Genomic DNA, 24,487 nt, shown 5'->3' with positions numbered 1-24,487 from the left:
GGCCAGCAGGAGGCCGAAGACGAGTTCAGGGGAGAATCCGATGGCCGATATCGAAGACCAGGTGAGAGCTGAACCTGACGTGGGACGGCGTGCACGCCGTGCGGCTGCCGGGTCGTTCATCGGCGCCGTCGTCGAATGGTACGACTTCCTGCTCTACGGGATCGTCGCAGCTCTGGCCTTCGGCGAGCTCTTCTTCCCCGGTTACAGTGACCGGGCGGGCACGCTCGCGGCGTTCGCGACCTTCGGCGTCGGATTCATCTTCCGCCCGCTCGGCGGAATCATCTTCGGCCACTTCGGCGACCGCCTCGGGCGCAAGTCCATGCTCATCTGGACGATGACGATCATGGGCGTGGCGACCGCCCTCATCGGTTGTCTGCCGACCTACCAGGCGATCGGCTGGCTGGCACCGGCACTGCTCGTCCTGCTGCGCTGCATCCAGGGCGTGGCGGTCGGCGGAGAATGGGGAGGCGCCGCGCTCATGGCCGTTGAAAGCGCACCGCCGAAGCTGCGCGCCTTCTACTCCAGCGGGGTTCAGGTCGGCTATTCGTTCGGCTTGCTGCTGGCCACCGGACTCGTCGCCATCCTCAGCGGCGGACTGACCTCCGAAGGCTTCCTGGCTTGGGGATGGCGGATCCCGTTCCTCGCCAGCGCCGGCCTCGTCCTGGTCGGGCTGTGGATCCGTTCCGGTGTCGCCGAATCCGAAGAATATGTGGAGCGAGTGAAGAACGCGGACGAGGACAAAGTTCCCAAACTGCCGATCCTCGAGGCCTTCAAGCGATTCCCCGCACAGATCGCACAAATCGTCGGACTGCGGTTCATCGAGCTTCTGACTATGTACATCGTCACCACCTTCGCGCTGTCGTATGCGACGGACGAACTCGGTCTCGACCGGCAGTTCATGCTCAACATTACGCTGCTCGTCGGCGGACTGGGAATCGTCACGATTCCTGCCTTCGCCTACCTCTCTGATCGGTACGGACGGCTGCGCGTCTATCTCACCGGCGGGGTCGTCGGACTGCTCAGCGCGATCCCGTTCTTCTTCGCTCTGGAATCGGGAAGCACGATTGTCATCGTGATCTTCGCCGTGCTGCTGGTCAATATCGCCCACGACGCGGTCGTCAGCGTCCAGCAGCCGCTGTTCGCCGAAATGTTCAGCCCCGAGTTCCGATACAGCGGAGCGGGCGTCGGCTACCAGTTGGCCAGCGCGCTGGCCGGCGGCTTCACTCCGTTCATCGCCACGTACCTCGTCGGAGTCGGCGACGGCAGCTGGTACCTCGTCGGTGCCTATCTCGCTGTGGGCTGTCTGGTCTCGATCTCCGTCGCCGCCTACCTTGCGAAGAAGGGACGACGCACCGCCAGTGCCTGATCACCTCAGTGCTGACTGACGGCACTGTTGCTCCAGTGCGTTACGTCAGGCCGAGCGCAATTGGTATGGCCGAGGCGGTTGTGGGCGTAGCGGTGTGGGGTGTGGCCCGGTCACCGCGAAGTGGTGAGGCGGTCCCGGGCGCTGGATAGCGGTCAGTCATCGAGGCCGCGCGACATCATCGACAGCGAAGCATGAGCCAGCGCACTCGCGGCGATGAGCTGACGATTGGACATCGTGATGCCGCGGATCACGCTCAGGCAGACCCTGTCGCGACTGTGCTCGATGCTGATCGGGCGGACATGAGACTGAGCGATAGGGGCAATGGCCCGGCACTGGGCGACGATCGAATCGACGGTGACCGGGTATCCCCCCGCATCGACCACCGCGACGACACGGGCCAGTGCATTCCTCGCTGCCGATTCCTCATCGGGCCAGCCGAGGCGATCGATCACCTCGGAGACCAGATCATCGAAGCGGTCAGGGGTGGGGCAGACTGCGGTCGGATGTGTTCCGGAGGCCCGCAGGGCGAACGGCGGGGAACCCGGTGCGCGCTGCGCCGAGGCGGGCAGTCCGGAATTCCCGCGCAAGGCGAGCTCCTGGCATACGCCCATCAGCTCGATCGTCGGCAGCGATTCGTCGTCAATGGCGCGGGTGAGTTCAGCGGTGTCGGCGATTGGAGTGGCCAGCTCCTCGCGCAGCCAGCGGATGAGCGCCAGCCGGTGCAGATGCGTCTCGTCGTAGATGGCCGTCGTCGCATTCTTCTTCTGTCCAGGCGGCAGAAGCCCCTCGTGGATGTAGTACTTGATACTCGCAGCCGAGACGCCGGCGGCCTTTGCCAATGCGCTGAGCTTCACTGTGCCCCTCCTTCTGCGGGTTGCTTCTGCAGGTTTCGTCCTCGACGACGGTGAATGGATAGTGGAAGCGGCGTTCACTATCCACGTTGCCACACTTGGTTAGTGACACTATCTTAATGACATGTTCTCACTCTTCATCGCCATCCATGCCATCGCCGCCACGGGTGTCGTCCTGCTGGGACCTATCCAGATCATCCGCCGCACCAAGGACCGCAAGCACCGTTTCATCGGACGGTCCTGGGTCATTCTCATGTACTTCGCGTGCACCAGCGGAATGTTCATCTACTCGCTCACCGGTTCCTTCACGCTCTTCCACGCCCTGGCGATCTGGACCTTCATCTCCACCACGCTCGGCGTCATCGCGATCCGCCGTGGCAATGTCCGCCGCCACATCGGAATGATGGTCGGCTCCTATCTGGGTGCACTGATCGCAGGCATCTTTGCCGCTGCAGTCCCCGGACGAGAGATCCCACAGCTGGCAGTCAGTGACCCAGGACTGCTGTGGTCACTCGTCGCCGCGGTCATCGTGGCAGTCACCGCCTGGGCGATCTTCGTCCTGCGCTTCGTCTCCGGACACGACCGTCAACAGGAGATCGTCGAGAGCGCGAACATCGTGGGCAATGCAGAAGAAGGCGCCAGCGGCGAACCGCTGACGCCCGCGAAATTAAGCGAAGCAGGCCCGGTCACTGCGTAATGACGACTCTGGGGTGCGAGTTGACGTCCCCGGGCAGGGAGCTGACGAGACCGAGCGTGACGCTCAGGCGACGAACTTGTCGAACTCGTCGTTCTTGACCAGGAAATTCTGCACGTAGGAGCACGTCGTCCGGAACTTCAGCCCCTCCTCGGCGCTGGTCTCCAGTGCATAGCGCACCAGCTTGGCGGCCAAGCCGCGGCCGCCCCACTCGGGGGACACCTCGGTGTGGGTGAAGATGCGCACCGGGCCGTCGGCGGTGTCATCGGCACTCGCCTCACGGTCGATGTAATCGACGAGACCGATGACCTTTCCGGAGTGGGAAACGGTGAAGCGTTTGGCCGCAGCATCCTCGGTGATGGTGAAGGTCTCTCCCGAGATGTCGATGTCCATGGTCATTCCTCCCGAATGTCCGTGCCGGCGGCACTGCGCGATGGTCGTCGGCGTTCGATCGGCGATCGCCGCTGTCCTGACAACTGACACTATAGTTCTGTTTCTGAGGAAGCGACTAGCCTGGTCTGACGCAGCCGACCGGACGATCTTGAAGGAGTCCCACCTATGACCGCACACCCCTCGGCGACCCTGGTCGACGCGCACCGCCAGAAGCTGCGCGCAGTCGGATTCGAGGTCACCGAACTGACGTCCGCCGACATTCCCGACTACGTCGAGCTCGTGTCTTCGGCCTACCGCGGCGAGGGGTCGAAACAGGGGTGGACCACCGAGGCGGACCTGCTCGGGGGACAACGGCTCGACGGTCCGATGGCTGAGGACATGCTCGCCGAGGCGGACTCCCAGATCCTGCTCGCCCGCGATGATCAGGGTCGTGCCGTGGCCAGCGTCTATGTGCGAGAGCCCGAAGACGGAGCCTCCTACCTCGGGGTGCTCGCAGTCTCTCCGCTGGGACAGGGCAAAGGGCTGGGGTCGTTGCTCATCGGCCTCGCCGAGGCGTGGGTGGCCGAACATTGGGGTGCGACGTCGATGCGGATGAGCGTGATCAATAAGCGTGACGAACTCATCGCCTACTACGAGCGCCGCGGCTACGTGCGCACCGGCGAAATCGAGCCCTTCCCCTACGGCGACGAACGTTTCGGGCTGCCGAAGGTCGATGACCTGGAATTCGTGTTGCTGGCCAAGCCCTTGAGCTGAGGGGCGGCAGAAGCGTGGTTGCAGCCGAAGAACGGGTTGCAGTCGGAAAATAGGTCAGCATCGGACACTTCTCTCTGTTGGAGAAAAGTGACCGATGCTGACCTATTCTTGGAGGCCCTGGAACCTGGCCCTGGCGCTCAGCCTCAGAACATCATGGCGGGCACGACGAGGCCGCCGACGAGCGCGACCGGTCCGATGACGACCATCGACATGCCGAACTTCACGAGGATGCGGGTCAGGCGCGGCTTGTCCTCGACCGGGGCGGTCGCGACGACCGTGGCACCCAGCGTCGAGAACGGTGAGACGTCGACGACCGCCGAGCACACGCCCAGAGCGGCGATGAGTGCCCAGCCGGGAACCCCACCCGCGGCGATGAGCGGCAGAGCCAGCGGCACGAGCGCGGCGAGGATGCCCGTCGTCGATGCGAAGGCCGAGACCAGGCCGCCGACGATGCAGAGGACGAAGGCGGCGATGAGCGGCGAACCGATCGACTCGGCGCCTTCGCCGAGCAGGTCGACGGCTCCCATGTTCTGCAGCACGCCGACGAAGGTGATGATGCCGCCGACGAGCAGCACGGTCGGCCAGTCGATCTTCGGGATCGCGGCCTTGCCCGTCTTCGGGTCGACGAGCGCGAGGATCGCTCCGAACATGAAGCAGAGCAGGCCGATGTCCGGTTCCTGACCGAGGGCCGCGAGCACGACCACGGTGCCGATGAGGCCGACCATGAAGATCACGGTGAGGATCTGTACGAAGGTGAACGGCTTGGATTCTCCCGCCACGTCGGTGGTGGAGGAGTCGAAGAGCGCTTCGTCTTCGTCATCCTCACCGAAGGCGACACTCGACGCCGAGGCGGAGCCGCGGGAGATCTTCGACTGGGTGCTCCCGGCCGAAGCATGCTCGGCGGCCGCCACCGTCGTCTTCGAGAACAGCGACCGACCGTACATGAAGTAGGCGACGACGAGCATAACGAGGTAGACGGCCACGGCGATTCCGAAGAGCAGGAATGGGGAGAGGTCGATGCCGGCATCGTGGGCGGTCGAGTACGTGACGATTCCGTAGAGGCTGGTCGGGGCGAAGCCGCCGGCGCCGATGGCGAAGCAGATCGCCAGTCCCATGAGCGCGTAGTCGACGCCGTACTTGCGGGCGACCTGCATGCCCACCGGCATCATGACGAGGCCGGCCAGTGGGGCACCCATGGCCGCAATGCAGCCCGTGATGACGAAGAACACCGCGGGCAGCAGCACCGCCGAGGATCCGACGCGTTCGAGGGCCCAGTCGATGATTTTGTCGACGGTCCCGTTCTCCTGCGCGATCGCGAAGAAATAGGTGACCCCGGCCAGCAGGATCATGATGTCCAAGGGGAACTCGGCGATGATGTCGTCGATGGCCATATCGGTGAAGAGGAGCCCGGTTCCGGCCGCGCCGACGAGCATGAGCACGCCGATCTGCACGCCGCGGACAGCGCCGATGGCGAAGAGGGCGACGAATATGAGCAGAGCAATGATCTGAGTGAGCATGATGTCCTTGCGAAGGCTGAAGCGACACTGAGCATCGCTGGCTGATTCGCTGAGAGACTACCAGTGTTACCGGCGGGTACCGCTGAGGCGTGTCCGATCCGTCGGAAAGTCCCGATAGACGGAAAATCCTCCCCAATTGCTACCTGACGGCGGCCCAGCAACCTCGCGCGAGGTTGCTGGGCCGCCGTCAGGTAGCAATTGGGGAGGGGTTAGGTGAGGAGGATGGCTCCGCCGAGGGCGATGAGGGCGACGATGATCGTGACGAGTGCGGCCAGGGCGATCGGCCGGGCGCCGAGGTTCTTCAGTGATCGCCACTGCACTCCGCGGCCGAGGGCGAACATCGCCATAGCCAGGCATACTGTCTGGATCCAGCTGAGACCGGTGACCGCGATCTCGGGCAGCAGGCCGAAGGTGCGCAGGGCCGCCATGACGAGGAAGCCGACGACGAAGAGCGGAACGATCGGCGGACGTTTGCCCCGAGCCGGAGTCTGCTTCGCCGCGATCGACACCGGCCCACCGGTCGACACTGCCCCCGCGGCCGATGCGCCCGACCCCTTGCTCTCTCCATCCCGGCCTGCGGCTGCGGAGGTCTCGGCGGAACCGGCGGCCGCCTCGGTGTCGGTGTTCGTCAGTGCTCTGTCCTCGCTGCGGCGCACTGCGTAGCTGAACACGGCGACGGTGGGGGCGAGCATGATGACGCGGGCGAGTTTGACGAGGACGGCGATCTCGAGGGCCGCGGGGCCGATGATCCCGCCGATCGCCACGACCTGGGCGACCTCATGGGTGGCGGCACCGCCCCACATTCCGGCGGTCTCCGGGGACAGACCCAGGGCGGTCGAGAGTCCGGGCACGATCGCGATCATCAGGGTGCCGAAGAGGACGACGAGGCCGATCGCGGCCGCCACATCCTCCTTCTTCGACTTCAGAGTCGACTCAACTCCGGCGAGGGCGGCGGCACCGCAGATGCCGAATCCGCTGCCGATGAGCACGGCCAGGGGGCGGTCGACCTTGAGCGGTCCGGCCAGGGCCAGGGCCGAGAGGATGCCAGCGGCGACGATGACGGCAGCGAGGACGAGAACGAGCCACCCGAGGTCGAGGATGTCGCCGAGCACCACCTGCGCGCCGAGGGCGACGATGCCCAGGCGCAGCAGCGGCTTCGCGGCGAAGTTGAGTCCGGGCATGAACGCCTCGGGCAGGGTGGGCACGAGATTGCCCAGAAGGATTCCGAGCACGATCGCCACGAGCAGCGGTGAGAGCACGGGGGCGAGCATGGAGATCGGCCACGCGACGGCCGTGGCCACAGCGGCGACGGCGAGTCCGGGCAGGAGGGAGGCGAAGCGGTTCATGACTTCAGTCTGTCAACGCCTGCACGGTCGCAGTAGACGGTGATTTCTTAGCAACCCATATGGATCTGATATGTCATGATGAGCATATGCACGACCTCGGGAATATGAAGAACTGGCCCGAGCTCCAGGCTCTGGGGCTGCTGGTGGCCCTCAGCGGCAACGCCAGGTCGATCGGCCAGGCCGCGGCGAAACTCGATCTCGCCCAGCCGAATGCCTCCCGCAGCCTGCGCAACCTCGAACGCGATCTCAAGGTCCCGCTGCTGCGGCGCTCTCCGCGGGGTACCGAACTCACCGTCGAGGGCCGCGCCGTCGCCGAATGGGCGTCGAAGGTCATCGAAGCCTACGACACGCTCTACGCCGGCGCCCGCGCGATCCAGGACGCTCGCGCCGGAACCGTCAAGGTCAGCGCTTCGCTGACGGTCGCCGAATACCTCATGCCCCACCACCTCACGACCTTCCGCGCCGCGCACCCGACGATCGACATCGGTCTGTCGGTGGAGAACTCCGCGACCGTCATCGACCGCGTGCGCCGGCAGACCTGCGACCTCGGGCTCATCGAATCCGTGTCCCTGCCGCAGGACCTCAACGCCGAGGTGGTCGGCCGTGACCGACTCATGATCGCCTGTGCCCCGGACTTCACTCACGCCTGGACGAAGCCGATCAGCGTCGAAGAGCTGGCGCAGGTGCCGCTGCTGGTACGTGAGATCGGTTCGGGCACCAGGGAAGTCATCGACGCGGCACTGGTCGGAGCTGGGGGAGTGCGCGTGGCGGGGGAGTACGGATCGAACTCCGCCCTGCGCATCGCCGCCGCCACATCCGTGGCCCCGGCCGTTCTGTCCGAACTCGCTCTGCGTGACGACTTCCGAGCCGGACGTCTGGTGCCGCTGCCGGTGGCCGACGACGTCGACCTCACCCGCGAACTCCACGCCGTATGGGCCAGGAGCCGGCGGCAGTCACCCGGGGCACGTCTGCTGCTCGAGCACATGGTCGACAGCCTCGAGTGACAGGATCCGAACGACGGGACCCGAGTGAAGGCGCCTAAGTGAAGGGGGCCCGAGCAGGTCGAAGTCTCCGCGCCGTCCGAAGCAGCGGACACCGGGCGAACACTTCAGAGTTACGGAAACGTGTCCGAAATATCGCTGTCGATTCCGTGAGATGCGGTGAGGCATATATTGGGGACATGACACAGCCCGAGCCAGCCTCCTCTCCCGCCCGTCATCCCGAGTTCGCTCCGGACACCATCGTCGTCGAGACCGGACGACCTCAGCGCGTCGATGGCGCCTCGGTGAACCCGCCGATCGATCTGTCCTCGACCTTCGTGAGCGCGGGCGACATCTCGAACTCGCCCTATGCCTATGCCCGCTTCGACACTCCCGCATGGACGCCCTTCGAAGAGGCGCTCGGCCAGCTCGAACATGCAGGCCTGCCCGGACTGGTCTTCGGCTCCGGCCTGGCGGCGATCTCGGCCGTGATCAGCCTCGTGCCCGCCGGAGGCACCCTGATCATCCCCACCCACAGCTACCAGGGAGCGCTCGCCTCAGCCGAGCAGATCGCTGGGCGGCAGAACTTCGACCTTGTCACCGTCGATATCGCCGACACCGAGGCGGTCATCGCCGCCCTCGACGAAGCGGGGCACGCGACGGCGGGCGAAGCCGCATCCCCGGGGATGCTGTGGATCGAATCGCCGACGAACCCGATGCTCGAGGTCGCCGACGTTCCCGCGCTGACCGCGGCAGCCAAGGACCGTGGATTCCTCGTCTCCGTCGACAACACCTTCGCCACCCCGCTGCTGCAGACCCCGCTCGACCTGGGCGCCGATATCGTCGTGCACTCGGTGACGAAATACCTCGCCGGGCACTCCGACGTCGTCCTCGGTGCGGTCGTGACCAGCAGCACCGGACTGCGCGAAGAACTGCACACGGAACGATCCATGCGGGGCGGAATCGCCGGTCCCTTCGAGGTCTGGCTGGCCCTGCGCGGACTGCGCACCCTGGCGGTGCGCCTCGACCGCGCGCAGGCCAACGCCCAGGTCATCGCCGAGCGCCTCGCCGCCCACCCGGCCGTCGTCGAAACCCGCTACCCGGGCCTGCCGAACGACCCCGGCCACGCCCGCGCGTCCGCGCAGATGAACGGATTCGGCGCGATCATCTCCTTCACCGTCGCGACCGCGGACAAGGCCACCGCCATCGCCGAGGCGGTCCGACTGTGGACGCCGGCGACCTCCCTGGGCGGGGTGGAATCCCTCATCGAACGGCGCCGCCGACACCCCTCGGAACCGGCGACAGTGCCCGAGGGGCTCATCCGGTTGAGCGTCGGCATCGAGAACCTCGACGACCTCTGGGCTGACCTCGAGGCGGCCCTTGCCTGATGAGGCAGACGCCCGACTATGTGCTCGACCGACCCAGCGCGGACGACCTCGACCAGTTCTTCTCCATCGACTCCGACCCGCGGGTCTGGACGCACCTGCCCAGCGGACGTCTGACCGATGAGGAAGAGGCCGAAGCGATCCTCGTCCGACTGGCCTCGCAGTGGGAACTCGACGGAATCGGACCCTGGATGGTGCGGCAGATTCCGGGCGGGGACATCCTCGGCCATTGCGGCTGCTCGCTGCGTGGAGTCTCCGGCCCCGGTGCCTCACGCGGCACACCCGGAGCGTTCTGGAACCTCGGATACCGGTTCCGGCCCGAAGCGCAGGGACGTGGCCTGGCGACAGCGGTCTCGCGGGAGGCGATGGAGGCCGCGGCAGACATCGACCCGGAGCTGCCGGTCGTGGCGTATCTGCTCGTGGTCAATACCGCCTCGGCGGAGGTCGCTCGCAGGCTCGGCCTCGAACTCGTTCACCGCGCACCCGACGCCGGCAATCCCGACCCGACCGCCGTCCGCCTGGTCTTCGCCGACCGGGAACTCACCGCCGCCCAGCTCGACGCCACATTGGCTTGAGCACGACGCATTCCGCCGAGAAACGGGCTGCGTGTCGAGACACGGGTGTGCGCGGGCGTTTCTCGACGCTTGACCCGTTTCTCGGCGAAGAACGAAGCTGCTCGGGCGTGTGACGCAGATCAACTTAACGTACGTTAAAGTGACGGTAGATGCTTCCGCCCGCCCGAGAGCGGACGGAAGCAGAAGCCCCGAAAGCTACCCGGATCATCGGATTCGTACGAAGGAGTCGCATTGTCCACCAGCGTTCTCACCGAAGTCAGCGGTGATGTCACGACCGTGACCATCAACCGTCCGGAGAGCCTCAACGCGCTCAACGAGGAGACATTCCAAGCCATCGGCACGGCTGTCACCGAGGCGGCCGCGAACTCCCGTGCCATCATCCTCACCGGCAGCGAACGGTCCTTCAGCTCCGGAGCGGACCTGCAGGGAGGAGTGGCGAAGCGCGAAGGCATCGACCTCGCCGGGGCGAATAAGATCATCGCCTCGATCCTCGACCTGCCCATCCCCACGATCGCCGCAGTGTCCGGGCCGGCAGCCGGCATCGGCTGTTCCCTCGCCCTGGCCTGCGATTATCTGGTGATGAGCGAGAAGTCCTATCTCATGCTGCCGTTCACGAAGATCGGGCTCATGCCCGACGGGGGCTCCACTGCCTTGGTCGCTGCCTCGGCCGGACGACACCGAGCCCTGCGCCTGGCGCTGACCGGAGAGAAGCTGCAGGCCGCCGACGCCCTCGACTGGGGACTGGCCAGCGAGGTCGTTCCGGCTGGAAGCCACCTGGAACGTGCCGGAGAAGTCGCCGCGGTCTTCGCGCAGGGCCCGACCCGTGCCCTGGCAGCTTCGAAGCGAGCGATCAACCGGGCCAGCCTGGCCGAACTCGACGCGTCCTTCGCCCGCGAGGTCGAAGGACAGGATGCGCTGCGTGCGAGCAACGACTTCGCCGAGGGGGTCGCCGCCTTCCTCGACAAGAGGGCACCCGGCTTCACCGGGGAATGATTGTGGGTCGGCGCGGACGAAACGGTTCATGACTGCCAGACCGCACGCTGGTCCATAGCGGCCGGACCGCAGACCGGTTGATAACTGTTTGACCACGAATCAAGGCATCTGCATCCGCACCGCCTCCGCACCTGATGTGATGGTGACGACCGCCCACCACGAAACCGGCGATCACGATTCTTCTCCCGTCGCAGCCACAGCGACGAGGAGGGACCGGAGCACGAACGAAGGAGTCTCATGCTGACAGGAATTCCGTCCACCCTGGGCGACAGCTACCAGCTCAACACCACCAGCCTCATCCGCCATGCAGCCACCGTCTTCGGTGATGCCGAGGTCGTCTACCGCCGTTCGGACGGATCCTGGGGCCGGTCGAACTACGCCGACGAGTTCAAGCGCATGGCGCAGCTCGCGCACGGCCTCGCCGACCTCGGCGTCGGTGCCGGCTCCATGGTCGGAGTCCTCGACTGGAACTCTCGCCGCCACCTCGAGCTCTACTTCGCCGTGCCCGGTGTGGCCGCGACCATGCTCCAGCTCAACCTGCGCCTGGCTCCCGAGGACCTCGCCTACGTCGTCAGCCACTCGAAGTCGGACTGGATCTTCGTCGACGAATCGCTGCTGACCGTCGCCGAATCGCTGGCCCCGAAGCTCGACGTCAAGGGCTGGGTCGTCATGACCGACAAGCCGATCGCCGAGATCGAGACGAGCCTGACCAACGTCGTCTCCTACGAAGACCTCATCGTGGAGAAGTCCGAGACCTACGACTGGCCCGTCGTCGACGAGAAGACCGCCGCCTACGCCGGATACACCACCGGCACAACCGGCCGCCCCAAGGGTGTGTACTACTCGCACCGGTCGATCTACCTGCACACGATGGGCGGTCTGGCCGCACTCCACGCGAACTTCGACGACTGCGTCATGCCCATCACCCCGATGTTCCATGTGCTGTCGTGGGGCTTCCCGCAGAATGCTGTGGCCGCCGGCGCCAAGCTCGTCCTGCCCGGCAAGTTCGCCGCCGAGGAATTCGGTGCCATCGCCCAAGCCTTCGTCGAGGAGAAGGTCACCCTGGCCAACGGCGCCCCCGCCATCTTCGGGCCGATGCTGCAGATGATGAAGAAGATGCCGCAGGCCCCGGACCTCAGCGGTGTCCGTCTCGTCTCCGGGTCGTCCGAGCCGCCGCTGTCGATGATGCGCGGGTTCAAGGAGGTCACCGGGGCCGACGTCATCCACGGCTACGGTGCCACCGAAACCACCCCGCTGGCGTCGACGAACTGGAAGATCCGTCCCGGTCTCGACCTCGACGAGGAAGAGAAGTGGGACCTCAAGCGCTCGCAGGGCCTGCCGATCATCGGTGTCGAAATGAAGACCGTCGACCCCGAGGGCAATGAGCTGCCACGCGACGGAAAGTCCATGGGCGAGCTCCTCATGCGCGGACCCTGGATCACCGAGTCCTACTACCAGCTGCCCGACAACGCCGACCGGTTCCTCGACGGGTGGTGGCGCTCGGGCGATGTCGGCACCATCGACCAGTACGGCTATCTCAAGATCACCGACCGTCTCAAGGACGTCATCAAGTCCGGCGGCGAGTGGATCTCGTCGATCGACATGGAGAACGCGATCCTCGACAACCCCGACGTCAGCGAGGCCGCCGTCATCGGCGTCCCCGACGAGAAGTGGGATGAGCGTCCCGTCGCCTACGTTGTGGCCAACCCCGGCGCCGAGGTGACCCGGGACTCGATCGTCGAAACGTTGAGTGCTCGTTTTGCCAAGTGGCAGATGCCCGACGAGGTCAGGGTCGTCGAGGAGATGCCGCGCACCTCGGTGGGCAAACTCGACAAGAAGCTGCTGCGCAAGGACTGGGAACAGTCCTGATCACAAGGCTGATCCGGGCAGCGATCGCTCGAGCCCCGGGCCTGACCAATCACAGCAGCAGCCAGCCGAGCACCCCGGCGCCGATCACCGTCGTCCACGCCGGGACCTTCCACATGGTCCCGGCGACGAAGGCGGCAACGGCCAGCGCCAGGGTCGCAGGCGAGGTGATCCCCTCGACGAACACAGGATCGTAGAGCGCGGCCCCCAGCAGCCCCACGACGGCGGCATTGACTCCGGTCAGTGCCGCCGTCGCCGGTTCCCAGGCACGCAACCGTTCCCAGAACGGCAGGATCCCGACGACCAGCAGACCCGCCGGAAGGAAGATCGCCAACAGGGCGATACCGGCACCGAGGATGCCGCTCGGTCCCGTCGTCATCGACGCTCCGAGGAACGCCGCGAAGGTGAACAGCGGACCGGGAACGGCCTGTGCTGCACCGTAGCCGGCGAGGAACGTGTCGTGGCCGACCAGACCGGTGGGCACGAGTTCGGCCTCGAGCAGCGGCAGGACGACATGACCGCCGCCGAAGACCAGGGCCCCGGCCCGATAGAAGATATCGATGAGGCGAATGGTCGCATCCCCGGTCGCCGCGGTGAGCGCGGGCAGTCCGAGGAGCAGAGCGGCGAAGGCGATGAGGGAGGCGATGCCCAACCGTCTGGCACCGCGGGAGGCGATGCGGCTCTCGGGGGAATGGGGCCCGACCGCGGCAGCTGCTGATTCGGAGGCGGAAACTGAATTGGAATCGACCGCTGTGTAGGGTGCGGCCGCCTCGGCGGAGGCTTCCTGCTCTTTCCCACTTTCGTCGGGCCGTTTCAGCCAGACGAGGCCGAGAACTCCGCCGAGGACGATCGCGGCGATCTGGATGAGCGCCGTCGGCACCATCGAATCCGGGATGACGAGCATGAGGGTGAGGGCGGCAGCGGCGATGCTCGCACGACGAGCATCCGGGGTCAGAGTTTTCGCCATCGACTGCACGGCACCGGCGACGACGGCCACCGCGGCGGCCTTGAGCCCGAGCAGCCACCCGGCATCCCCGAGGTCACCGAAGGCCGAGAGCCCCAACGCGAAGAGGGTGAGCAGAATCGCCGACGGCAGAGTGAAGCTCACCCACGCGGCCGCGAGCCCGGGCAGGCCCGCACGGCGCAGCCCGAGTCCCATGCCGACCTGGCTCGACGCAGGGCCGGGCAGCATCTGGCACAGGGCCACGAGGTCGGCGTACTCACGGTCGTCCAGCCAAGAACGGCGGCTGACGAAGGTCTCGCGGAAGTACCCGAGGTGGGCGACGGGACCGCCGAACGACGTCAGGCCGAGGCGCAGGAACGATCCGGCCACCTCGGCGAGGGGTGCCGGACCAGGCGGCTGTGTGGCCGCCGTATCACTGTTCATCGGTCCTCCGCTTCGCTCAGGTGAACACCCCAGTGAACACGTATCAGGTGACGCCGAGGTGAACGGGACAGCCGCCGGCAGCGCGAGCAGGCTCGCCGCGCCGGGCGAACGGGCAGCGAAGGTGAACGCTCAGGGGTGGTGGAGGAGGTAGGTGCCGCCCTTGAGGCAGGTGTCGACGACCCAGCCGTCGCCGACGAGCCCGGTCAGCGCCGTGCGCAGCGCCAGTCGCCAGCGGCTGGCGAGATCGGCATCCTGTCCGCGCAGGTCCTCGATGTCGGAGGGGAAATCCAGCGAGACGAACTCGGTCTCCTTCGGAACCTCGCTCAGCAGCGGCTCCCCGTCGTCATCGGCGCGCAGGCAGGGGAACGCCGATCCGGGATCGACGACCGAGGCGCGTGCCGGACGGTCGAGCGGCCAGGACACCATCATCCGGTCGCTGGCCTGGCCGGAGTTCACCCCATCGCGCATCTGCCCGTAGAAGTCCTCGAGGTATTCGACCATTCCGACGCCCAGACGCTGGAAGTTGAAGTACGCATTGCGGGCGATGAGCGGGTCGAAAGTCCAGGTCATCTCGGTGATGCCGAGGTTGAGGCACCACAGACGCTGGTGCAGCTTCATAGCGGATCCGGCCCCGCGGCCGATGATCTGATGGCGGACTCCGGCGATATGCGAATGCATGACCGAACCCAGAGGCTGGCCGAAGAAGCCGATGGTCACACCGATCATCTCGTCGGGTTCGTCGACGCTGTACGCAGCGGAGACATAGTTGCCGGCGTGGGCGAAGGCGATGATGAGGCTGGGTTCGAACACGTTCGTGCCGGTCTCGTCAACGTTCCAGACTTCGTCGAGCAGCAGTGAGGCCTTGGCCGCCTCGTCGGCGGTGTGGATCTCGTGCACCTCGATGCGTGCGGTCTCGGCCGCGGCGGCGTATTCGTCCTCCGCCAGGGCGATGATCTCCGAGTCCACTGTTCTCAGTTCTGGGTTCGCGCTCATGGTGACATTGTGCCACCAGGACGCGACCTCGGCAGGAGGCACACGGCAACGATTCGACTACGGCGAACGGGCCGGTGTCTGCCGCCGCACGCTTGGGTGAATGCCCTCGCACGCCCCAGTGAACTCCGCCGCTCGAGCAGGTGGGGCGGGTATAGCCTGGTCGCATGAGCACAACAGTCGCCGTCATCGGCGCCGGAACCATCGGCCGGTCGTTCGCCTTCCTCTTCGCCCGCAGCGGGTACACGGTGCGGGTCTTCGACCCGCGTCCCGACCTCGCCGAGGTGGTCGCCGGCTTACAGGCCGACGTCACCGCCGATGCCTCCGCCAGAGATGAGTTGGCCTCTGAAGTCGGCACCGTGGAACTCGCCGAATCCGTCGAGGCCGCGGTGGCAGGCGTCGTCTTCGTTCAGGAATCCGGTCCCGAGGATCCGGAATCGAAGCCCGTGCTGTTCTCTCAGATCGCCGAGGCGGCTCCGGCCGGGGCCGTGTTCGCCACATCGTCGTCGACGATCCCGGCCTCAACGATCGCGGCCGCACTGCCCGAGCCCGCGGCCTCCCGCGTCATCGTCGGCCACCCGTTCAATCCGCCGCACCTCATGCCTCTCGTCGAGGTCGTGCCGTCGCCGCAGACCTCCCAGGAGACTGTGGAGGCCGCGGTCGAGTTCTACCGCAGCTGCGGGCGCGAACCGGTGGTGCTGGGGCGCGAGATCCGCGGATTCGTCGGCAACCGGCTGCAGAATGCGCTGATGAAAGAGGCGATCTCGCTCGTGCAGAACGGCGTCGTCACTGCCGAGGGGCTCGACACGGTGATGAAGAATTCGCTGGGTCTGCGCTGGTCGGCCATCGGGCAGTTCGAAGGCATGCACTTCGGCGGGGGAGAGGCCGGGATCCGCGGTTTCATGGACCATATCGGACCGGCGTTCGCCGCCATCGAGGACCTGCCGGTCGATATCGATCCCGCAGGTATGGAGGACGTCTTCGAACAGGTCGAAGACGCTTATGGCCCGACCCCGACCCCACAAGCAGCGGCCGTCCGGGATCGGATCCAGAAGGCGGTGCTCGAGGCCCGCGGTCAGGGGCGCTGAAACGTCTTCCCACGTGCTGACCGTTGGCCCGTATTGGTGACGAGTCAGACACTCTCACCAGGACGAATAAGGAATCTTTGAGGTGATTCTCAGCGTTGTCATAAGAGCAAGTGCATTGGGGCTCCGGGGCAACCTGCCCCGGATGCCGCAATGCGATCACCTCAGGAGGAAATCACCATGGGCGGATTCTTCACCGGCGTCGAATCGCCGGGAATGATCGATTGGGCCACGATGCCCACCTACAACACGATCATGTCAGTGGCGGTCGGCGCCGGACTGCTCGCCGTCGTCCTGTTCTACCGGGAACTGCGCCGTGCCGGAGGGACGGCCGGAGTCGCTGACAGCGCAGGATCGAAATGGCGTGGAGGCAGACACGCGCTCAGCACCGACGGATGGGCGCTGATCTTCGGCGTGCTGGGACTCATCCTCACCCTGACCGGTCTGCACATGACGCTGACCTGGCCGCTGGCAGCGGGCGGATTCGCCTTCGACAACGTCATCTTCGGTGAGACGAGCCTCGCCTTCGGCGTGCTCATGCTCGCTGCTGCCTGGTATCTGTGGAAGCGCGGGGCCGACCTCAAGGCCGATGCCGATCCGCTGGGGATGGCGGCAAGCACGGTGAAGCCGCTGTCGATCTTCATCGCCGCGCTCGGACTCGCCCTCTTCGCCATCGCACTCGCGGGAACGGTCTACCAGCTCTTCGCCGCTCCGCCGCAGGAGCCGATCTCCGGTGCCTTTGCTGACTACCCGGTCATCGAAGCCACATTCATGTCACTGCTCTTCGCCCTGGTCGGTCTCGGAGCGGTGCTGTTCCCCTTCGCGGTGCGCAAGGTGCTGAGCACCCCGGTCGACGCGCAAGTCGGTGGAGCTGCGATCTCCGTGACCGGCGTGGTCTGGACGATCACCGGAATCGTGTTCGTCCTCTTCGGCGCGATGAACTTCTACACACACATCGGACTGATCGTCAACACGATGTGATCAGCCGCAGCGGCTCAGACCGCTGCTTGGTAGAAGTACGTGGTGCGTTCGGCGATGAGGCCCTCGGTGTCGAAGAGGAAGAAGTCCGCGAAGCCCACCGAGGCCTCTGAGCCGTCCTTGAGACGACCGCTGAAGACACCGCGACTGGAAGCGCGATCACCGTCGACGAGGATCTCCTGCAGCGAATGCGCACCGGACTCGATGACGCGTTCGCCATGGTAGAAGTCGGTGATCTGCCGGCCGACCATCGTCGGATAGCCTGGCCGATCATAGCTGGCGTCCGCGGCGAACAGCACCGAGGTGGCGTCCGCATCTCCGGCGTCGACGGTGGTGTAGTAGCGCTTCACGAGTTCAGTCACACTGGCCATGGCACTACCGTAACAGTGGCTCATGTCATAGTCGGGCCGGCCCTTGGTCCTCGCTGGCCCGCCGGGTCTCCCTTCGTCGCCGACGGCGACCTCATTTCGCATATCTGTCCCTTATCGGGTTAGTATCGACCTGCTAATGATAACGAGTCTCACTAACTAGAGAGTGCGAATAATGAAACGACACCACACGATGCTCGGATCGGCGGTGGTCGCCTCTGCACTGCTGCTCACCGGCTGCCAAGCCGGCGACGACGCCACCGACTATGACGCGGGCAGTTCGGACAAGAAGACCGCAGGCGCCGCAGACGACAAGGAGGACACAGGGCACGCCCAGGAGCTCGCCGCCGCCCAGCCGCGGCTCGTGACAACCTACGACGGCGGGATCCTCACTCTCGATGCGACGACTCTCGACGTCATCGACGATACGAAGCTCGAAGGCTTCAACCGCCTCAATCCCGTCGGTGACGGCCGCCACCTCATGGTCTCCGTCGCCGAAGGCTTCCGCCTCTTCGACGCCGGAGTCTGGACCCAGCCCCACGGCGACCACACCCACAGCTACGCCGCCGACCCGCAGCTCACCGACACCGTCTTCAACACCGAACTGCCCGGACACGTCGTCAACCACGGCGAGGCCACCGTGCTCTTCGGTGACGGCGACGGCAAGATCCAGACCTTCGACACCGAGGACTTCTCCGACGGCGCCCCGAAGCCCCAGGTCGCCGAGGTCGACGAACCCCACCACGGTGTCGCCGTGAAACTTGCTGACGGGTCGATGCTGCACACCGTCGGAACCGAGGACGAACGCTCGGGTGCGAAAGTCGTCGACAGCTCCGGCAAAGAGATCGCGAGCAGCGACGAGTGCCCCGGAGTCCACGGCGAAGCCGCTGCGAAGGACGAGGTCATCGCGCTCGGCTGCGAGGACGGAATCCTGCTGTACAAGGAGGGGAAGTTCGAGAAGATCGTCGCTCCCGATTCCTTCGGCCGCATCGGCAACCAGTCCGGAAGCGACGAATCGCAGTACATCCTCGGCGATTACAAAGTCGACGAAGATGCCGAGCTCGAACGTCCCGAACGGGTGAGCGTCTCGGATACGAAGACCGGCAAGCTCTCGCTCGTCGACCTCGGCGCCTCCTACAGCTTCCGGTCACTGGGCCGCGGGCCCGAAGGGGAGGGCGTCGTCCTGACCACAGACGGGAAGCTGAAGATTATCGACCCTGCGACCGCCTCGGTGACGGAGGAGTACCCGGTCATCGACGAATGGGAAGAGCCCGTCGAGTGGCAGAAGGCCCGCCCGACGCTCTTCGTCCAGGGCGAGGTCGCCTACGTCAGCGATCCGGCGGAGAAGTCGATCCACATCGTCGATCTCGAATCCGGTGAGGTGATGGCCGAGAAATCGCTGCCGCACGCACCGAACGAACTCACCGGCGTCACCGGCTGAGGGATCGGGACGAACCCGACCGGCGGTGTCCCTGGACACGCAGTCGGTCGGGTCGGCAGCCTCGGTGATGGCTGGGAATCTGCCCAGGAGGTGAGACCGCCGTTGCCGACGCCGGGGTTCGGCCATAGCGTGGGGGATGGACCTGCGATCACACCATCGGTGATCGCCTCAACCCCGTCGAAGTGAAAGAGGACAGCCATGACCACCATGTATCGCGTCACCGACCCGGCGACCGGCCAAGTCGCCGAAGAATTCCCCACCGCCACCGATGCCGAGATCCTCGCCGCTCTCGATCGTTCGGCGACGACATTCGACGAGTGGAGCCGGACCACGGTGGCCGAGCGCGCCGCCATCCTCACGCGCGTGTCCGAGATCTACGCCGAGCGCGCCGAGGAGCTCGCCGAAGTCATCAAGCTCGAAATGGGCAAGTCCGTGCCCGAGGGCAAGGGCGAAGTCCAGCTGAGCTCGATGATCTACAAGTACTTCGCCGACAACGCCGAAGCCTTCATGGCCGACGAACCCCTGCGCGGACCCAAGGACGCCACCGCCATGATCCGCCGCAAGCCCGTCGGCTCGCTGCTGGGCATCATGCCGTGGAACTTCCCCTACTACCAGGTCGCCCGCTTCGCCGCCCCGAACCTGGCCCTGGGCAATACGATCCTGCTCAAGCACGCCCCGCAGTGCCCCCGCTCGGCACAGATCATGGAAGAGATCTTCATCGAGGCAGGCCTGCCCGAAGGTGCGTACATCAACATCTACGCCAGCAACGAGCAGGTCGCCGACATCATCCTGCCCGACCCGCGCAACCACGGAGTGTCCCTGACCGGATCCGAACGCGCCGGTGCCGCCGTCGCTGCCGAGGCCGGAAAGAACCTCAAGAAGGTCGTGCTCGAACTCGGCGGATCCGACCCCTATATCCTGCTCGACACGGACGACGTCCAGAAATCCGCGAAGACGTTCTTCAACACCCGCATGGGCAACACCGGCCAGGCCTGCAACTCGCCCAAGCGGATGATCGTCATGGACGACATCTACGACGACTTCGTCTCCTCCATCACCGAGGCGGCCAAGAAGAACACCCCCGCCGTTCCCGGCGAGGAGGGCTCCCGGCTGTCCCCGCTGTCGTCGGTGGCCGCCGCCGACCGCTTCGTCGAGCAGGTCCAGGACACCGTCAGCGAGGGCGCGACCCTGCTGGCCGGCGGTAAGAAGTACGACGGCGGCGGAGCCTACGTCGAACCCGTCGTCCTCACCGATGTGCAGAAGGGCATGCGCGGATACTACGAAGAGCTCTTCGGACCCGCTGTCATCGTCTACAAGGTCAGCAGCGAGGAAGAAGCCGTCGAGCTCGCCAACGACACCCCGTTCGGCCTGGGGGCCGCCGTGTTCTCCACCGATATCGCCCGTGCCGAACGCGTCGGCGACCAGATCGATTCCGGCATGGTCTTCCTCAATGCTCCGGAAGGCAGCCGCGAATACCTGCCCTTCGGCGGAGTCAAGCGCTCCGGTGTCGGCCGGGAACTCGGTCCGCTGGCGATGGACGAATTCGTCAACAAGCAGCTCGTGTACAAACAGGACTGATCGGTACGACCAGAGCCCGAGAATCCGGGTTCCGATCGTGACCGGGTTGTGATCGCGCTCAGGGCGCTGTCTCTTACGGGGACAGCGCCCTGATTGTATGCTGAGACCACGCACAGGCAATTCTCATAATTCTCAGCGGGAGGTCTTCCCATGTCGGCACCGAAGCCGTCAACCCAGGTCAACGCCGCAGCCTCAAAAGGGATCATGCGGCCGGTCAACCGATTCCTCGAACAGTGGATTCCCTCGGCCCTGACCTTCGCCATCGTCCTCACCCTCATCGTCGCCGTCCTCGCGTTCATCTTCACCGACGCCGGACCGACGGACGTCGTCACCGGCTGGGGTGAAGGACTGGCCGGTCTGCTCGAGTTCATGACGCAGATGTGTCTGATCCTCCTGCTCGGGCACATCCTCGCCAACACCGGACCGGTGCGGAAGCTGCTGGCCCGGCTCGCGCGAGTTCCCGGAAACGCCACCTTCGCCTATGTCTTCGTCTTCATCGTCGCCGCGCTCGCCAGCCTCATCACCTGGGGACTCGGCCTCGTCGTCGGCGCCCTGCTCGCCCGTGAGATCGCAGTGCAGTCCCGCGAACGCGGAATCAAGGTCCATTTCCCGCTGCTCGTCGCCGCCGGCTACTCCGGATTCGTCGTCTGGCACATGGGGTATTCGGGATCGGGTCCGCTGACCGCGGCCACCCCGGACTCCTTCCTCTCCGAGTCCCTCGGCGGGAAGACAGTTCCGGTGTCGGAGACGATCTTCGCCGGCTGGAACCTATTGGCGATCGCCGGAGTCATCATCGTCTGCGCGCTCCTCTTCTTCCTCGTCGCACCCAAGTCCGGCGCCACCGTCTACGAACTCCCCGCCTCGGTGAGTTCGGAGGGGCAGAGCGAGGTCGACGAGGAGGTCGTCACTCCGGCCGACCGGATCGACGCCTCACGAGTGCTCACCCTCATCGTCGGTCTCGCTCTCGTCGCCTATCTCATCATCCACTTCGCCCAAGGCGGGGGACTCACCCTCGACATCGTCAACTGGTCGTTCCTCGCGCTCATCCTCCTGCTCGTGCGCAACCCGTTCGAGCTCATCCACCTGACGAAGGAGGCTGCGTCGAACGTCGGCGAGATCCTCCTGCAGTTCCCGCTCTACGCGGGAATCCTCGGCATCATGTCGACCACCGGACTCATCGCAGTGTTCTCCGACGCCTTCGTCTCGATCTCGAACACCACGACCTTCGGCGTCCTCGCCCTGCTCTCGGCCGGACTCGTCAACTTCTTCGTCCCCTCCGGCGGCGGCCAGTTCGCCGTGCAGGGCCCGATCATGCTCGATGCGGCCAACCAGCTCGGCGTCGACCCGTCGATCGCGATCATGGCCGTGTCCTACGGCGACCAGTGGACGAACATGCTCCAGCCCTTCTGGGCGCTGCCAGTGCTCGCGATCGCCGGACTGAAGATGCGCGACATCCTCGGCTACACCGTCATCACATTCCTCGGCTCCGGGGTGGTGATGGCTGCCGCGCTGTTCTTCGTCTCCCTCTGAGGCTCGGCGAACGTCACACCGAGGCAGGCGGGCCTTCACCGACGATGACACGGTCGGTGAAGCCCCACCTCGGCGAGGGTGAGTCGCTGATCTGCAGATTCGCGTGGCATCACAGGATAAGTGACCGGAAGTGTCTATGTGGTAACCTCCGTTGTTGGCCGTCCCCGGGGATCCGGGGGATCGGCGAGGACGGAATCTCATTCAGCAACAGCCGTTGATCATGCTCGGTTGAGCACCCTGTTCGACCGGGTCCGATGCCACGACGCAACAGCGTCCGGATAAGGAGCACAACCATGTCAGCATCAGTCGACACCCCGCCGGGCGAACCGAAGGGAGAGGCGAAGGGCAAGGTGAAGCCGTCGCTGCCACCCGTGAATAAGCGGGTGTTCCTCGCGGCAGCACTGGTGGCGCTCGCCATCACCGTATGGGCCCTCATCTCACCGACCAATGCCGAGTCGGTCCTCGGCGCCGTCGTCGGTTGGACCTCCGATTGGTTCGGCTGGTTCTACGTCCTTCTCGTCCTCGCCGTCCTCGTCTTCGTCATCTACTTGGCGGCTTCCCGCTACGGCAATACGAAGCTCGGCCCCGAACACTCGAAACCCGAATTCGGGCTCATCGCCTGGGCGTCGATGCTCTTCGCCGCCGGCATCAGCACCGACCTCATGTTCTTCGCCGTGGCCGAACCGGTCACGATGTACCTCACCCCGCCGAGCACCGAAGCCGAAACGGTCGACGCAGCCCGCGAGTCCACTGTGTGGGCGCTCTTCCACTACGGCCTGAGCGGTTGGGGACTCTACGCACTCATGGGTATGGCCCTGGCCTACTTCGCGTACCGGATGAATATGCCGCTGGCGATCCGCTCGGCACTGGCCCCGATCTTCGGCAAACGCGTCCATGGTGCTCTGGGCGAGACGGTCGACTTCGCTGCCCTGCTGGGCACGATCTTCGGTGTGGCCACCTCGTTGGGCATCGGCGTCGTCATGGTCAACGTCGGCCTCAACACGGTCTTCGGAATACCCATCGGTGTCGGCACCCAGGTCGGCATCGTCGTCGTCGGAGTCGGTGTCGCCACGCTCTCGGCAGTTTCAGGTGTGGATAAGGGAATCAAGTTCCTGTCCATCCTCAACGTCGTCCTCGCGATCGCCTTGAGCCTCTGGGTGCTCGTGGCCGGAAATACGAAGTTCCTGCTCAATGCCTTCGTCCTCAACATCACGGATTTCGTCCGTCTGTTTCCGAACATGGCCGGTCAGACCTTCGCCTTCGAAGACACCGGCACATGGATGACCGACTGGACCCTGTTCTTCTGGGCTTGGTGGATCGCCTTCGCCTCGTTCGTCGGACTCTTCCTCGCCCGGATCTCCCGCGGACGCACCATCCGCCAGTTCGTGCTGGGCACCCTGACGATTCCGTTCATCTACATCTTCATGTGGATCTCGATCTACGGAAACTCGGCCCTGGACATCATCCGCAGCGGAGACAAGAAGTTCGGTGAGTCGGTCATGCTCAGTCCTGAGGGCGGGTTCTACGACCTGCTCTCCCGGTACCCGGCCTTCGCCGTCATCGCCGCTCTGGCCACGCTTACGGCGCTGCTGTTCTACGTCACCACCGCTGACTCCGCGGCCCTGGTGATGGCGAACCTGTCGTCGAACCTGCGCAATCCCGCCGAAGACGGACGCGCCGGACTGCGCATCTTCTGGGCCCTGTCGACCGGAGCCCTGACGGTGGCGATGCTGCTCGTCGGGGGCATCGGCGCGCTGCAGAACGCGACGGTGATCATGGGCCTGCCCTTCGCCTTCGTCGTCATCCTCGTCATGATCGGCCTGTACAAGGCCCTGCGAGTCGAGGCGAACCGCGTCGACAGCGTCGATACGACCCTGCCCGGCTCTCTGGCCCGCCGCTCCCGCGGCCCCGGCCACGAGACCTGGCAGCGTCAGCTCGGACGGGTGCTGTCCTTCCCGAATAAGGCGCGTGCCGAGGAGTTCGAACAGAAGGTCCTCATCCCCACCCTCAACGAGGTGGCCGCAGAGATGGAGGGCCGCGGAATCTCGTCGCGCTGCGGTCGCGTCGATTCCGAAGGCGTGTTCGTCGACGACGGCGAACTCTTCCAGTTCGAGGTCGACGGAGACGGGGAGTACCCGTTCCGCTATCAGGTGTGGCCGCACAAGGTCAGCGTGCCGTCATTCGGCGGAATGGTCCCCCGCGGAACCGGCGAGGACTACTACCGGATGGAGGTCTACCTCGACGGCGGCACCGGTCAGGGCTACGACATCATGGGCTTCTCGAAGGAGCAGATCATCGATGACGTGCTCGACCAGTACGAACGTCACGTCGAATTCCTCCAACTCCAGGAGAACATCACCCACCGCGATGACTGAATCGCGATGTCCGGATGACTGAATCCGGCGGGTGAG

21 protein-coding genes are annotated in these 24,487 nt (G+C 65.5%); 14 read left to right on the top strand and 7 right to left on the bottom strand.

The window, feature by feature from the left end:
• Window positions 1–40: 40 nt before the first annotated feature.
• Window positions 41–1,366: a shikimate transporter gene (gene shiA, locus ACOZ9V_RS15335; protein ID WP_181270714.1), complete on the top strand. Its 1,326-nt coding sequence runs from the start codon at window positions 41–43 to the stop codon at window positions 1,364–1,366.
• 152 nt (window positions 1,367–1,518) lie between these two features.
• Here shiA and ACOZ9V_RS15330 read toward each other — a convergent pair whose 3' ends face one another.
• The gene (locus ACOZ9V_RS15330; protein WP_181270713.1) at window positions 1,519–2,220 is read right to left on the bottom strand and encodes a MerR family transcriptional regulator; all 702 of its coding nucleotides are present in this window, start codon (window positions 2,218–2,220) and stop codon (window positions 1,519–1,521) included.
• Between the two features lie 121 nt (window positions 2,221–2,341).
• Between ACOZ9V_RS15330 and ACOZ9V_RS15325 the strand changes: the two genes are divergently transcribed.
• Window positions 2,342–2,914, top strand: a complete 573-nt coding sequence (locus ACOZ9V_RS15325) for a DUF2306 domain-containing protein (RefSeq protein ID WP_434591452.1) — start codon at window positions 2,342–2,344, stop codon at window positions 2,912–2,914.
• A gap of 63 nt (window positions 2,915–2,977) precedes the next feature.
• Here ACOZ9V_RS15325 and ACOZ9V_RS15320 read toward each other — a convergent pair whose 3' ends face one another.
• The gene (locus tag ACOZ9V_RS15320) at window positions 2,978–3,304 is read right to left on the bottom strand and encodes a GNAT family N-acetyltransferase (RefSeq protein ID WP_139468185.1); all 327 of its coding nucleotides are present in this window, start codon (window positions 3,302–3,304) and stop codon (window positions 2,978–2,980) included.
• A gap of 165 nt (window positions 3,305–3,469) precedes the next feature.
• Here ACOZ9V_RS15320 and ACOZ9V_RS15315 point away from each other — a divergent pair, with 165 nt between their 5' ends.
• Window positions 3,470–4,057 (top strand): GNAT family N-acetyltransferase, encoded by a 588-nt coding sequence (locus ACOZ9V_RS15315; protein ID WP_139908914.1) that lies wholly within the window; start codon window positions 3,470–3,472, stop codon window positions 4,055–4,057.
• Window positions 4,058–4,200: 143 nt separating this feature from the next.
• On the opposite strand, the gene ACOZ9V_RS15310 is transcribed toward ACOZ9V_RS15315, so the two are convergent.
• Together ACOZ9V_RS15310 and ACOZ9V_RS15305 are read right to left on the bottom strand one after the other, a co-directional pair.
• Window positions 4,201–5,574 carry an SLC13 family permease gene (locus ACOZ9V_RS15310; protein WP_434591448.1) on the bottom strand — a complete coding sequence of 458 codons (1,374 nt, stop codon included), beginning with the start codon at window positions 5,572–5,574 and terminating at the stop codon, window positions 4,201–4,203.
• Between the two features lie 209 nt (window positions 5,575–5,783).
• The gene (locus tag ACOZ9V_RS15305) at window positions 5,784–6,920 is read right to left on the bottom strand and encodes a YeiH family protein (protein WP_434591445.1); all 1,137 of its coding nucleotides are present in this window, start codon (window positions 6,918–6,920) and stop codon (window positions 5,784–5,786) included.
• Window positions 6,921–7,006: 86 nt separating this feature from the next.
• Here ACOZ9V_RS15305 and ACOZ9V_RS15300 point away from each other — a divergent pair, with 86 nt between their 5' ends.
• From ACOZ9V_RS15300 to ACOZ9V_RS15280, 5 genes are all read left to right on the top strand, one after another.
• Window positions 7,007–7,924 (top strand): LysR family transcriptional regulator, encoded by a 918-nt coding sequence (locus ACOZ9V_RS15300; protein WP_434591442.1) that lies wholly within the window; start codon window positions 7,007–7,009, stop codon window positions 7,922–7,924.
• A gap of 176 nt (window positions 7,925–8,100) precedes the next feature.
• Window positions 8,101–9,288 (top strand): trans-sulfuration enzyme family protein, encoded by a 1,188-nt coding sequence (locus ACOZ9V_RS15295; protein ID WP_434591439.1) that lies wholly within the window; start codon window positions 8,101–8,103, stop codon window positions 9,286–9,288.
• Window positions 9,288–9,860: a GNAT family N-acetyltransferase gene (locus ACOZ9V_RS15290; protein ID WP_434591436.1), complete on the top strand. Its 573-nt coding sequence runs from the start codon at window positions 9,288–9,290 to the stop codon at window positions 9,858–9,860. Before ACOZ9V_RS15295 ends, ACOZ9V_RS15290 begins: the two co-directional genes overlap by 1 nt.
• 231 nt (window positions 9,861–10,091) lie before the next feature.
• A complete protein-coding gene (locus ACOZ9V_RS15285; protein WP_434591433.1) occupies window positions 10,092–10,853 on the top strand; it encodes an enoyl-CoA hydratase in 762 nt (253 codons plus the stop codon).
• Between the two features lie 237 nt (window positions 10,854–11,090).
• Complete coding sequence (locus ACOZ9V_RS15280; RefSeq protein WP_434591430.1) at window positions 11,091–12,722, top strand: long-chain-fatty-acid--CoA ligase; 1,632 nt, start codon at window positions 11,091–11,093, stop codon at window positions 12,720–12,722.
• A 49-nt stretch (window positions 12,723–12,771) separates the two neighbouring features.
• Here the strand turns inward: ACOZ9V_RS15280 and chrA are convergent, their stop codons facing one another.
• Both chrA and ACOZ9V_RS15270 read right to left on the bottom strand, forming a co-directional pair.
• Window positions 12,772–14,106 (bottom strand): chromate efflux transporter, encoded by a 1,335-nt coding sequence (gene chrA / locus ACOZ9V_RS15275; protein WP_434591427.1) that lies wholly within the window; start codon window positions 14,104–14,106, stop codon window positions 12,772–12,774.
• A 129-nt stretch (window positions 14,107–14,235) separates the two neighbouring features.
• The gene (locus ACOZ9V_RS15270; protein WP_434591425.1) at window positions 14,236–15,099 is read right to left on the bottom strand and encodes a hypothetical protein; all 864 of its coding nucleotides are present in this window, start codon (window positions 15,097–15,099) and stop codon (window positions 14,236–14,238) included.
• A gap of 164 nt (window positions 15,100–15,263) precedes the next feature.
• On the opposite strand from ACOZ9V_RS15270, the gene ACOZ9V_RS15265 reads away from it, so the two are divergent.
• Together ACOZ9V_RS15265 and ACOZ9V_RS15260 are read left to right on the top strand one after the other, a co-directional pair.
• The gene (locus ACOZ9V_RS15265; RefSeq protein WP_434591423.1) at window positions 15,264–16,184 is read left to right on the top strand and encodes a 3-hydroxyacyl-CoA dehydrogenase NAD-binding domain-containing protein; all 921 of its coding nucleotides are present in this window, start codon (window positions 15,264–15,266) and stop codon (window positions 16,182–16,184) included.
• A 150-nt stretch (window positions 16,185–16,334) separates the two neighbouring features.
• Window positions 16,335–17,162, top strand: a complete 828-nt coding sequence (locus ACOZ9V_RS15260) for a DUF981 family protein (protein ID WP_434591420.1) — start codon at window positions 16,335–16,337, stop codon at window positions 17,160–17,162.
• 14 nt (window positions 17,163–17,176) lie between these two features.
• On the opposite strand, the gene ACOZ9V_RS15255 is transcribed toward ACOZ9V_RS15260, so the two are convergent.
• The gene (locus ACOZ9V_RS15255; protein ID WP_139468197.1) at window positions 17,177–17,530 is read right to left on the bottom strand and encodes a nuclear transport factor 2 family protein; all 354 of its coding nucleotides are present in this window, start codon (window positions 17,528–17,530) and stop codon (window positions 17,177–17,179) included.
• Between the two features lie 172 nt (window positions 17,531–17,702).
• Here ACOZ9V_RS15255 and aztD point away from each other — a divergent pair, with 172 nt between their 5' ends.
• The 4 genes from aztD to betT all read left to right on the top strand — a co-directional run bounded on the left by aztD (window position 17,703) and on the right by betT (window position 24,451).
• Window positions 17,703–18,968: a zinc metallochaperone AztD gene (aztD, locus tag ACOZ9V_RS15250; protein ID WP_434591417.1), complete on the top strand. Its 1,266-nt coding sequence runs from the start codon at window positions 17,703–17,705 to the stop codon at window positions 18,966–18,968.
• A gap of 198 nt (window positions 18,969–19,166) precedes the next feature.
• On the top strand, window positions 19,167–20,546 hold the full coding sequence (locus tag ACOZ9V_RS15245) for an NAD-dependent succinate-semialdehyde dehydrogenase (RefSeq protein ID WP_259357452.1): 1,380 nt from the start codon (window positions 19,167–19,169) through the stop codon (window positions 20,544–20,546).
• 150 nt (window positions 20,547–20,696) lie between these two features.
• Window positions 20,697–22,076, top strand: coding sequence for a TIGR00366 family protein (locus ACOZ9V_RS15240; RefSeq protein WP_139908903.1), 1,380 nt, complete (start codon window positions 20,697–20,699; stop codon window positions 22,074–22,076).
• Between the two features lie 293 nt (window positions 22,077–22,369).
• Window positions 22,370–24,451: a choline BCCT transporter BetT gene (gene betT, locus ACOZ9V_RS15235; protein ID WP_434591413.1), complete on the top strand. Its 2,082-nt coding sequence runs from the start codon at window positions 22,370–22,372 to the stop codon at window positions 24,449–24,451.
• Window positions 24,452–24,487: the final 36 nt, after the last annotated feature.

The sequence above is a fragment of the Brevibacterium sp. 1718 genome, assembly GCF_051131255.1.
GTDB classification, from domain to species: domain Bacteria; phylum Actinomycetota; class Actinomycetes; order Actinomycetales; family Brevibacteriaceae; genus Brevibacterium; species Brevibacterium sediminis.
The sequence above is the reverse complement of the archived record's forward strand: the minus strand, read 5'-3'. Positions and strand labels throughout refer to the sequence as shown.